The 11838-nt window shown below is 47.3% G+C and carries 12 protein-coding genes; 5 read left to right on the top strand and 7 right to left on the bottom strand.

Features of this window, described 5'->3' with window-relative positions:
- Positions 1–238: 238 nt before the first annotated feature.
- From mnmA to purB, 3 genes are all read left to right on the top strand, one after another.
- Positions 239–1387 (top strand): tRNA 2-thiouridine(34) synthase MnmA, encoded by a 1149-nt coding sequence (gene mnmA, locus KBW69_RS00150; RefSeq protein ID WP_257254853.1) that lies wholly within the window; start codon positions 239–241, stop codon positions 1385–1387.
- A 92-nt stretch (positions 1388–1479) separates the two neighbouring features.
- Complete coding sequence (gene hflD / locus KBW69_RS00145; RefSeq protein WP_257254854.1) at positions 1480–2091, top strand: high frequency lysogenization protein HflD; 612 nt, start codon at positions 1480–1482, stop codon at positions 2089–2091.
- A gap of 76 nt (positions 2092–2167) precedes the next feature.
- Positions 2168–3538: an adenylosuccinate lyase gene (gene purB, locus KBW69_RS00140; protein WP_257279755.1), complete on the top strand. Its 1371-nt coding sequence runs from the start codon at positions 2168–2170 to the stop codon at positions 3536–3538.
- An 83-nt stretch (positions 3539–3621) separates the two neighbouring features.
- Here purB and KBW69_RS00135 read toward each other — a convergent pair whose 3' ends face one another.
- From KBW69_RS00135 to KBW69_RS00125, 3 genes are all read right to left on the bottom strand, one after another.
- The gene (locus tag KBW69_RS00135; protein ID WP_257254856.1) at positions 3622–5796 is read right to left on the bottom strand and encodes a malate synthase G; all 2175 of its coding nucleotides are present in this window, start codon (positions 5794–5796) and stop codon (positions 3622–3624) included.
- A gap of 213 nt (positions 5797–6009) precedes the next feature.
- On the bottom strand, positions 6010–6141 hold the full coding sequence (locus tag KBW69_RS00130; RefSeq protein ID WP_257254857.1) for a hypothetical protein: 132 nt from the start codon (positions 6139–6141) through the stop codon (positions 6010–6012).
- A gap of 163 nt (positions 6142–6304) precedes the next feature.
- Complete coding sequence (locus KBW69_RS00125; RefSeq protein WP_257279496.1) at positions 6305–7261, bottom strand: LysR family transcriptional regulator; 957 nt, start codon at positions 7259–7261, stop codon at positions 6305–6307.
- A 370-nt stretch (positions 7262–7631) separates the two neighbouring features.
- Here KBW69_RS00125 and aceA point away from each other — a divergent pair, with 370 nt between their 5' ends.
- Positions 7632–8903: an isocitrate lyase gene (gene aceA, locus KBW69_RS00120; protein ID WP_257279495.1), complete on the top strand. Its 1272-nt coding sequence runs from the start codon at positions 7632–7634 to the stop codon at positions 8901–8903.
- Between the two features lie 181 nt (positions 8904–9084).
- Positions 9085–10086: a threonine/serine dehydratase gene (locus KBW69_RS00115; protein WP_257279494.1), complete on the top strand. Its 1002-nt coding sequence runs from the start codon at positions 9085–9087 to the stop codon at positions 10084–10086.
- Between the two features lie 67 nt (positions 10087–10153).
- Here the strand turns inward: KBW69_RS00115 and KBW69_RS23560 are convergent, their stop codons facing one another.
- The 4 genes from KBW69_RS23560 to rraA form a co-directional block, all read right to left on the bottom strand.
- Positions 10154–10381: a hypothetical protein gene (locus tag KBW69_RS23560; RefSeq protein ID WP_373690654.1), complete on the bottom strand. Its 228-nt coding sequence runs from the start codon at positions 10379–10381 to the stop codon at positions 10154–10156.
- Positions 10382–10413: 32 nt separating this feature from the next.
- Positions 10414–10782, bottom strand: a complete 369-nt coding sequence (locus tag KBW69_RS00110; RefSeq protein WP_257279493.1) for a LysE family translocator — start codon at positions 10780–10782, stop codon at positions 10414–10416.
- Positions 10782–11063 (bottom strand): hypothetical protein, encoded by a 282-nt coding sequence (locus KBW69_RS00105; protein ID WP_257279492.1) that lies wholly within the window; start codon positions 11061–11063, stop codon positions 10782–10784. The genes KBW69_RS00110 and KBW69_RS00105 overlap by 1 nt, the downstream gene beginning before the upstream one ends.
- A gap of 274 nt (positions 11064–11337) precedes the next feature.
- A complete protein-coding gene (gene rraA, locus KBW69_RS00100; RefSeq protein WP_257254863.1) occupies positions 11338–11820 on the bottom strand; it encodes a ribonuclease E activity regulator RraA in 483 nt (160 codons plus the stop codon).
- Positions 11821–11838 lie beyond the last annotated feature (18 nt).

Below are 11838 nucleotides of genomic sequence, written 5' to 3'. Positions count from 1 at the left end.
CTGGCTGTGGTGCCTCTGCGGAGGGGTTTAAGTGGAGTTTGACGACCACTATTTATCACTTTATTTGCACAGCCCCGTAACGCTTTTGACGTTATCGCCTATAAGATATACCAATGAGCGTAAGGAATAAATGTAGTTTTGCTACACAATCTTCTGTTTGCGCATCGAAAGACTCTATAGAAGTGAATTTGCCGGACAGGTACAATGCCCGGCTTCCTGATCCAGCCATACAGTAACCATGATAGACACTTGTACCAATTTTTCTGAAAAAAGCTTCAAGGACACCCGTGTAATCGTGGGCATGTCCGGTGGTGTAGACTCATCCGTATCTGCACTTCTGCTCAAAGAGCAGGGTTACCAGGTAGAAGGCCTGTTCATGAAAAACTGGGAGGAAGATGACGGCACTGAATACTGTACAGCCATGACCGATCTGGAAGATGCTCAAGCCGTTTGTGACAGAATCGGCATTAAACTCCATAAAGCTAATTTCGCTGCTGAGTACTGGGACAACGTCTTCGAGCACTTCTTGCAGGAATACAAGGCCGGACGTACCCCTAACCCTGACATCCTCTGCAACAAGGAGATAAAGTTCAAGGCTTTTCTGGATTATGCCCAGACACTGGAAGCTGACTATATCGCCATGGGCCACTACGCTCGCAGCGACAGCACTAATGGTCAGGCTTGTCTAAAAAAGGGTCTTGACACCAACAAAGACCAAAGCTATTTCCTGCATCAGGTTGGCAGCAAACAGCTGGCCAGAACCCTGTTCCCAGTGGGAGAAATAGCAAAGCCTGAAGTTCGCCGCATTGCAGAAAAACACGGTCTAACCACCCACAACAAGAAAGACAGTACCGGCATCTGCTTTATTGGTGAACGCCGCTTCCGTGACTTCCTGAAACAATACCTTCCGGCTCAGCCAGGTAGCATTGCGACCGATCAGGGTGAAATAATTGGCGAGCATTTGGGCTTGATGTACCATACCATTGGCCAAAGACAGGGCCTTGGCATTGGTGGACTGAAAGGCGCTTCAGAATCCCCCTGGTATGTCGTTGATAAAGACCTTGAGAACAATCGGCTAATCGTTGCACAGGGCAATAATCACCCCATGCTGTTTTCAGAAGCCCTGACTGCTTGTGAAATATTTTGGATCGCAGGTTCAGCGCCCGAACTGCCAGCCAGGTTAACCGCCAAAATCCGCTATCGCCAGCAGGACCAGGCCTGCCGCCTTGAGCAAAAGACAGACGGAAGATATTTTGTGATTTTTGACAAACCCCAAAGAGCAGTTACCCCGGGACAATCTGTCGTTTTTTACCAAAATGATATTTGTCTGGGCGGCGGAGTCATTGAAACCAGGCACCACTCTCTGAGTGAAGCCCACATTCAATAAGCCATCAATCGGTTCTACGAATTCAACTCTCCAAATCCGGGAGCAGGCGACCTTCCGGATAGAGAAAGCACGCATAAGGTAGAGAAACTCAGGTGCAATACACAACAAAGGAACAGGCAGCTGCCCTCTCAGCCATTTTCCAGGCTGCTGGCCTTGTAGAACGTCTGGCCAAAAGCGGGCAAATCAGTCAAGAGTCGCTGGAGCCGCTGATTGGCAGCCTGTTTGTCACCACTCCTGACCGTGTCGAAGATGTCTTCAATGGCTACCAGAGTCTACTCGCTGGCAGAAAAATTCTAAACGACGTCCTCCAGCGTCAGGCCGACGCAATCCAGGCCGACACCGTCCGCTACGCACTGACCCTGATACACCTCGAACGCAAACTTTCCCGCAATCGCAATATGCTGAGTAAGATTTCCCAGCGCCTGGAGCGCTGCAAGGAACAGGCCAACCACTTTGGCATCCTTCATGAGAATGTAATTGCCAACCTTGCCAGTATTTATCTCGATACCATCAGTACTTTTAAAACAAGAGTACAGGTTTCAGGCGATATCCAACACCTGCAAAACCCTGGCAATGCTGACAAGATACGCGCCATTTTATTTGCCGGGATACGGTCAGCCATCCTGTGGCGCCAGACAGGTGGTAGCCGTTGGCAGTTATTATTCAGCAGAAAAAAACTATTGAATGGCTTGAATCAGCTATAACCGAATCATCCACCCTGCATCGTTGGCGGTTTTCCGTTATGATGCGCCCTTTCTACGAGCATAAGGCATGTTAAACATGGAGCTGTCTGCACTGACTGCTGTTTCCCCCGTCGACGGTCGCTATGGGGACAAAACCCAAAGCCTGAGAAGCATTTTCAGTGAGTATGGCCTGATCCGCTTCCGGGTAACTGTTGAAGTTAAATGGTTACAGGCACTGGCCAGTCACCCCGAAATCTGTGAAGTTCCGGCGCTTTCCAACGAAGCTAGCGCCCTCCTGGACCAGTTGATCGACAACTTTTCCCTTGAAGATGCCCAGCGCGTCAAGGAAATTGAGCGCACCACCAACCATGATGTTAAAGCCGTTGAGTATCTGATCAAAGAAAAGGTACAAGATGACAACGAATTGTCTGCTATCAGTGAGTTTGTTCACTTTGCCTGCACTTCCGAGGACATCAACAACCTGTCCCACGGACTGATGCTGAAGACCGGCATGGAACAAGCGGTACTGCCGCCGATGCAACAAATCATCAAAGAAATCGAAAACCTTGCTTATCAGCATAGCGATCAACCGATGCTGTCCCGCACCCACGGACAAACAGCCTCTCCCACTACGCTTGGCAAAGAGATGGCAAACGTAGCCTACCGTCTACGCCGTCAGGTTCAGCAAATAATCCGGATCACCCCACTGGGCAAAATCAACGGCGCCGTAGGTAACTACAATGCTCACCTGTCCGCCTACCCTGAAGTTGACTGGCAGCATCATGCTGAAAAGTTTGTCACCAGCCTGGGCCTGGAATGGAACCCCTATACCACCCAGATTGAGCCTCACGACTACATCGCTGAACTTTTTGATGCCATTTGTCGCTTTAACACCGTCCTGATCGATTTTGATCGTGACATTTGGGGGTACATCTCTCTGGGATACTTCAAGCAGAAAACCGTGGCCGGCGAAGTAGGCTCTTCTACTATGCCCCACAAAGTCAATCCAATTGACTTTGAAAACTCTGAAGGCAACCTGGGCATTGCTAATGCCGTCATGCAGCATCTGGCAATGAAACTGCCTGTTTCCCGCTGGCAGCGTGACCTGACAGACTCAACCGTTCTGCGCAACCTGGGGGCCGGCCTGGGTTACAGCCTGATTGCCTACGCTTCCACTCTGAAAGGTATTGGCAAGCTTCAGGCCAATGCCGACCGTCTGAATGAAGACCTGGATAATGCCTGGGAAGTTCTGGCAGAACCTATCCAGACCGTCATGCGCCGCTATGGCATCGACCAGCCTTACGAAAAACTCAAGGCTCTGACTCGTGGTCAGGACGGTATCACCCGGACGACTCTGGAAACCTTTATTGATGAGCTGGACATGCCAACTGAGGTAAAAGCAGAACTGAAGAAGCTGACACCTGGCAACTATGTGGGTAACGCAGCCACTCAAGCCAAAGCAATCTGATCTGACGATAGCGAAGTGAAGCAGACTGTTTCAAATCAACAAAGCCCTCAGTTGAGGGCCTTGTTGATAACCGTTCAGCTATTTCATTTTGCAGCGGCTTTAAACTCACGCCTTCTCGCATGCAGCACCGGTTCAGTGTAACCATTGGGCTGCTGACAACCTTTCAAGACCAGCTCGCACGCCGCTTTAAAAGCGACACTGGCATCATAATCGACAGCCATAGGGCAGTACTCAGGATCCCCGGCATTCTGCTCATCGACTACTTTAGCCATTCGCCTCAAGGCATCCATTACCTGCTCCTCAGAGCAAACACCATGCCTCATCCAGTTAGCCATATGCTGACTGGAAATGCGCAGTGTTGCACGATCTTCCATCAAGCCTACATCATGGATATCTGGCACTTTTGAACAACCCACACCCTGATCTACCCAACGAACGACATAACCGAGAATACCCTGGGCATTGTTGTCCAGCTCCTGCTGAATCCTATCTTCTGTCAGAGAAGACCTGTCCTGCAGCAGAGGTATAGTCAGAAGATCATCCAGACTCGCTCTCTGACGCTCAGCTATAGACTCCTGAACTTCAATGACAGATACGGAATGATAGTGTGTTGCGTGCAGCGTCGCGGCATTAGGTGAAGGCACCCAGGCCGTATTCGCTCCTGACTGGGGATGTCCGATTTTAGTCGCCAGCATCTTGGCCATTTCATCCGGCATAGCCCACATACCTTTACCAATCTGGGCTCGACCGGCCAGACCACAATCAAGACCTACTTCAACATTTTGATCCTCGTAGGCATTGATCCAGGCAGACTGCTTCATCTCACCTTTTGGAATCATTGGACCAGCTTCCATACTGGTGTGAATTTCATCTCCGGTACGATCAAGGAAGCCTGTATTAATAAAGACTACGCGATCTCTGGCAGCCCGGATACAAGCTTTGAGATTAACAGAAGTACGACGTTCCTCGTCCATTATACCAACTTTCAGGGTATTCTCCCTCAGACCCAAAACCTCCTCAATCTTACCAAACAACCTATTGGTGAAGACTACCTCTTCAGGTCCGTGCATTTTTGGCTTAACAATATAAACACTGCCCGTGCGAGAGTTTCTGATACCTTTCTGCTTTTTAAGATCGTGTATGGCAATCAGTGAAGTGAACATGCCGTCCATAATGCCTTCCGGAATCTCATTCCCCTGATGATCCAGAATGGCATCAGTGGTCATCAGGTGTCCGACATTTCGAACAAACATCAGGCTCCGACCGTGCAGAGAAAACGCTTCACCTGCAGGGGATGTATAGTTGCGATCAGCCACCAGCTTGCGAGTTAAGGTTTTGTCACCTTTAACAAACGTTTCCTGCAAGTCAGCTTTCATTAATCCGAGCCAGTTCCGATAAACCAGTGCTTTATCCTCGGCATCTACGGCAGCCACGGAATCTTCACAATCCATGATGGTTGTAAGAGCTGCTTCTACCACCAGATCTTTCACCCCAGCAGCATCGGTCACCCCAATTGGGGATCGACGGTCAATTTGAATCTCAATATGGAGGCCATTGTTTTTGATCAGAACGCTGCCGGGATCATTTTCACTCCCTGTGTAGCCAACAAACTTTTCAGGCTGAGCCAGCGCCGTGACACTACCATCTCCCAGAGAAAGTGCCAACTCGCCTTCCTTAATAGCATAACCAGTTACCTCGGAATGATTTCCTTTGACCAGAGGTGCCGCCTGATTAAGCAACGCCTTACCAAAAGCAATGACCTTCTGCCCCCGGACGGGGTTGTAGGCCTTGCCGCGTTCAGCACCATCATTTTCCGGAATAGCATCGGTACCATACAGCGCGTCGTAAAGGCTTCCCCAACGGGCGTTCGCTGCATTCAGGGCAAAACGAGCATTCATCACTGGAACAACCAGCTGAGGTCCGGCCTGAGATGCAATTTCTGTATCAACATTTTCCGTCGCAATCTCAAAGTCTCCGCCTTCAGATTGCAGATATCCAATTTCCAACAAAAACTGTTTATAGGCAGAAGGATCATGTGGCTGCTGCTTATGCTCTTTGTGCCACTGATCAATTTGATTTTGCAGAGCTTCTCGCCTCTGCAGCAGAGCCCTGTTTTCAACGACGCACTCATCCAAAACACGCTCAAAACCTGACCAGAAGGCCTCTGGAGTCACCCCAGTGCCCTCGATAGCTTCAACCAAAAGATTGTGGATAGGGGCCGCTACCTGCAAACCTCCGATCTGAATACGATCAGCCATACGCCTTCCTTCTACACGCTGTTATTCTTGAGACAAACCGCCCGATTTCAGCAAAAAACCCGACAGCTCAAGCCTGACACTATTCTGTTTGAACCGACAAGTGATGACCAATTCAACTCAGTTATATATGATATTTTTTCAATAAATAGCAATTATTAACAAAGCTTATGCACAGAAAAGCCGCACAATGGCGGCCTTTCTACATTCCGGGACTTAATCGTCCGGATGGGATTCCTGCTTTTGCTCGGCAATGATCAGGTAGTAGCTTTCTGATGTATTCTCAATGCACTCATCAGCCACTGCGAAGAGAGTATGCTCTGTGTCCAGTTGTGTTAACCAGTTCATTTTGTTTTACCTTTCGGTGAGTCTCGTGTAGGTGCGATCAGGATTTCGACAGGCAGAACAGTCAACAAGCCTTCATCGCTCAGAGGCAGTCAAAGATTAACACCAGTTAACATGATATTCCATACAATGCGGTGAATTATTTCACACAAATTATCATATGTTATCAAGCAGACTCAGCTTCTTGATGAGATTGCTGAGTAGTCGCTTTGATAACCTGCCGTAACCAGTTGTGCCCTGCATCGTGATGCAACAAAGGACTCCAGGCCATACGAAGCTGGATAGCTGGAATCTCAAACGGAGGCGGCAAAACCACCAACTCATCTTCATGACGGTGTAATTCAGCCAACTTACTGGGCAGAGTCGCAATAAGGTCATTTTGAGAGGAAAGCAACATGGCTACCTGATAATGCCTCGTCAGAACCCTGATATCACGTTTGTGACCGATTGCCGACAGTGCCTCATCAACCCACCCGAGTTGCTGAACATCTTTTGGATCAATACCCACCCCAACACCCATACCTGTTTTACTTGCCCAAATATGCTGGGCAGACAGATAACTCTCAAGAGTGAAATTATTAATAACCGGATTGTCCCGACTCAGAACACAGGAAAAAGAGTCTTCCCAGATCAGTGACTGATGAAAAGATTGCGGCATATGACTGAAGCGGTTAATGGCCATATCAACACGACCATGTTCCACATCATGAAAGGTCACATCACTGGGTGTGAGAATATCAAGGGTGATGCCCGGAGCCTCAGACCTGAGCTTTTTTAGCACCATCGGGATCACTGTAGATTCAGAATAATCACTGGCCATAACACGAAACACTCTGGAACTTTCTCCGGGATTAAAAGCATCCCTGGGCAGGACAGCCTGCTCCAAAAGTTTCAGGGCGTCTGCAATCTGAGGTTTCAGGGCGAGAGCCCTCTCTGTAGGCGACATACCCTCACTGGTTCTTACCAACAAAGGGTCATTAAACAGACTTCTGAGTCTTTTCAACCCATTACTCATAGCTGGCTGGGTTATGCCCAATTGCTCAGCCGCTTTGGTGACACTTCTTTCTCGCAGAAGCACATCCAGATACACTAGCAGGTTCAGATCGACACGAGCCAAGTTCATATTTTTTGTTTACATCCTGAAGCGGTTCGCCAGACGGCCAAGAATAGAGATATCCCCGCCACAAAGTCAAACAATCGCTTGATTCTAAAAACCGCCCTCATTCACTGTTATGAGCGGTGATAACTGCTTTGACGGCCTTCTCAGGACAACCGAACCCAGAAAGGCCGGTTTTATAGCCTTTGAAAGCAACTTTCTGTCTATTGGAAAGCATTCCTTTAGTAAAAGACTCAGCCTTTAAAGAAGGGGTAAAGTGGTATTTTCGATGAGAATATCCACTATAACGATAATAAATTATCAAGTTTGTTATCTTTTGTTATAGATTGAAATTGCCTTGACAAACAACCGTTTGACTTTCAGGAGAGGCGATACAATGTCTACTTATAATCGCGCTGAAGAGATTGCCCGCATCGAAAAGGACTGGTCAGAAAATCCTCGTTGGGCCAACGTAAAACGCAGCTACAAAGCTGAGGATGTGGTCCGTCTGCGCGGTTCTATAAAGGTAGAAAATACCTTTGCGCAAATGGGAGCAAACAAGCTCTGGACTTTACTCTACGAAAATAAATCACGCAAGGGTTACGTTAACAGTCTGGGGTCACTGACAGGGGGTCAGGCACTGCAACAGGTTAAGGCGGGACTGGAAGCCGTTTACCTGTCCGGCTGGCAAGTGGCCGCGGACAATAATTCAGCCAGTTCTATGTATCCCGACCAATCTCTCTACCCGGTAGACTCAGTACCGGCGTTAATTGAAAGAATGAACAATAGTTTCATGAGAGCAGACCAGATCCAATGGAAAAACGGCATCGAACCCGGCGATGAAGGCTACACAGATATGTTCGCCCCTATTATTGCCGACGGTGAAGATGGCTTTGGCGGAGTCCGTAACACTTATGAGCTAATGAAAAGCATGATCGAAGCCGGCGCTGCAGGCGTTCACTTTGAGGACCAGCTGGCTTCCGTCAAAAAGTGCGGCCACATGGGTGGCAAAGTGCTTGTCCCTACTCAGGAAGCTGTCGACAAACTGATTTCTGCCCGACTAGCTGCCGATGTTGCCGGAGTGCCCACTCTGCTTATGGCAAGAACCGATGCCAGCACGGCTGATCTGATCACCTCCGACATTGATGACTATGATCGACCTTTCCTGACGGGTGAGAGAACCAAAGAAGGCTTCTATCGCACCCGCAAGGGAATTGAACAGGCAATTGCCCGAGGACTGGCTTACGCACCTTTTGCTGATCTTCTCTGGTACGAGTCGGCGTCACCGGATCTGGATGAGGCCAGAACCTTTGCCCAGGCTATCCGTTCCGAATACCCGGATCAATTGCTGGCCTACAATTGCTCTTCTTCCTTTAACTGGAAAAAGAACATGGACGATAAAACTATTGCCCGCTTCCAGGATGAACTGAGTGAGATGGGCTACAAATTTCAGTTCATCACACTGGCGGGTATTCATAGCATGTGGCACAACATGTTCGATCTGGCCTACCACTATGGTCAGGGGCAGGGCATGAAACATTATGCGGAGATGGTTCAGCAACCAGAGCAGGCGGCATTTGAACGAGGTTACACCTTCTTATGCCCCCAGAAAGAAGTGGGTACAGGTTACTTTGACCATATCACGCACGTGATTCAAAAAGACCGCTAGTCACTCAACCGATTATGGGGAGTTTTTGGATTTCCCACGATGTTTACCAGCTGACAGCAGCTCTTAATCTCTCAAGAGATGAAGAGCTGCTTCTGATCACGCACAATTTTCCAAACCGATAGGAACCCCTTCTTCCTGCATAGTGTCTATCCTGTACAGAGTTGTACAAAATGGAACCCCTATGCCGACCCCCCTGTCTACCCCTGGTTTGAAAACCCTGAAGAAAATCTACCAAAGCCAGCAGAGCTACACTCGAAAGACACCTCTGATTCACTGCGAAGAGCTGGGAGCAAGAGTCCAGGGCAAAGTATTTGTGAAAGCTGAATCTTTGCAAAAAACCGGCGCTTTCAAATTCAGGGGAGCCCTTCACAGACTGCTGCAGCTGACTGAACAGGAGAAATCACGCGGCGTCGTTGCCTACTCTTCCGGCAATTTTGCCAGAGGGCTGGCCGCAGCAGGCGAAATTCTGGGCATTGATGTTCACATTGTTATGCCCGCCGATGCCCCCAAGAACAAAATAGACAGTGCCCTTGCCCACGGCGCCGAAGTCAAACTCTGTGATGAATCTCAACCATCCAGAGAGGAGGCAGCTGCTGCGGAGGCCGTTGAACTCTCCCAACAGCATAACTACTCTCTTCTTCACCCTTTTGATGATGCCACCCTGATACAAGGTCAGTCCGCTGTCGCTATGGAAACTTCCGAACAGCTTGAGCAGCTTGGAGAGACTTGCCACTTTTTGTTATGTCCAACCGGTGGAGGCAGTCTGGTTGCAGGCTCAAGTATGGTCTTTAACACCGTCAACTACCCTGAAACTCAGGTACTGGCTATTGAACCGTCCGGATATGAAGGAATGACCTTGTCGATTGAAGAAGGTCGTCGGGCCAGGGCAAATGGCAATCTCGTCAGCTCCTGTGACGCTCTTCAAGCCCTGAGCCCCGGTGAAACCAATTTCTTGATCGTACAGAATTCTGAGGTCGCAGGGCTGGCCGTTGATGAAGCGTTTGTAAATGAAGGCATTAGATTTGCTGCATTTAATATGAAACTTATCCTCGAACCCAGCGGCGCTATCGGACTCGGAGCACTGTTACAGCACTCAGAAAAGTTCAGAGAAAAGACAACCGTGATCATTGCCTCAGGAGGAAACATCGATATTGAAGAGTACGCCAGAATCATTCAACAATGACCCGATCCTGCTGTAAAGATCAGATATCACCTCATTAAAATAAGGCTTTAGAATCTGAAAAAAGCAGCTAAACAATCAATACTGCTGCAATGCCCGCTATTATGTAGAAAGCACCTGTAGATCTATCAAATATAGATTTGCTCTTTTCTGTTCTTAGAATAGGCTTTATGATTATAGCTAGAAGACCGTAGAGTAATTTGCAAACTAAATCTACCAGCATCCAAGTCACAACAACAATTACAATTTGATCCAACAATGGTTTTTCTGATGAAATAAATTGAGGCAAGAAGGCCATGAAAAAGATAATATCTTTTGGATTACTTACCCCTAAAAAAATGATTTTTTAAATAAATTATTAAATTTTGGAGATTCGCCAGACTCAAAATCCGTTGTGCTTTCAGGTATTTTATTAATAGATCCTCTGATAGTCATAAATCCCAGATATACTAAATAAACTGCACCTAAAACCTTCAGCATCATAAATAAATGATCAGAAGCAGTAATTATGACGCCTAACCCAGTTGCGGACACAACTAAATACAAGGATGATGCAGCAGTTCCACCTAAAAAAGAGGGATATGATCTAATAATTCCATAACGTAAAGAATTGGAAACCATCAACAAGGATAAAGGACCTGGTATCATAATGACCAGAAAAATTGAAACCAAGTATAAAACCCAAACTTCAAAACCCATTATTTTTCTCTTAAAACTATCAGAGTTTTTGTTAATAAATGCACAGCCTTTTCAACACCTGAATATTTTACATTCTCTTCAGAAACATGACTTGGCTTTTCAAAAAAAGGCAAAAATATCATAGCAATAGGAGTAATAATCCTACCTACTGGCAGCATAAAATCATTATTGCAACTCAGCTCATATGAGCGATTTATTAATATTGATGCTTTATGCATAGCATCTTTACGAAAGCCCAAAGGGACTGCCACTGCATGACCTGCTCTACCGGAAATTGTCAAAGTATAAGGGTCTGCACCCTGAATTGAGGTAACTATTCCAAGAGGTAGGCCTTTGCTGAACAGAACCCTGTTGAATATTTACTTCTCAAGAACCCATTAAATTATCTCTTAACAATTTTACTTATTCCAGCTAACTCATGAGACTTATTTACAACATTAATACCTGAAGAGCTTTTTTTATTAAAAAAGCTCTGCTCTGCTCTGCTCTTTCATTATCAGGGATAAAACTTCGCTGCTCATAAATCTTATGGTAATCTAAAAGCGAAGAAGCTTATCAAATCAACCTTTCCTGAGAGAACAGAATTCCATTATTATCGGCGTAGACATAACCCCCGGGTGCAAAATCAACACCATGAAAAGAGACCACCAGATTACTTTCACCCACCCCCTTTTTATCCGTTTTCATGGGATGACAACCCAGTGCCTGAACGCCCAATGACAAATCGGCAATGATATCGACATCCCTGATGCAGCCATAAATAATAATCCCTGCCCAACCGTTTTCAACGGCTCGCTCTGCCAGCATATCGCCCAGCATGGCTCTGCGCATGGACCCCCCGCCATCAACTACCAGCACCCTGCCCTCTCCTGGCTGACCTACCCACTCACGCACCAGGGAATTATCTTCAAAACATTTCAGGGTCACGACTTGCCCATGAAAAGCATTAACGCCACCAAAGTTTCTGAAACCAGATTCAGCAACGGAAACCTGTTCGGGAAATTCATCACAAAGATCAGGGGTAGTAAACCGGGTCATTCTTCTTTCCTTATTTTT

Origin of the sequence: Endozoicomonas sp. ISHI1 (assembly GCF_024606225.1) — a bacterium.
Lineage (GTDB): Bacteria > Pseudomonadota > Gammaproteobacteria > Pseudomonadales > Endozoicomonadaceae > Endozoicomonas_A.
This window is presented reverse-complemented; position numbering and strand designations above follow the sequence as displayed.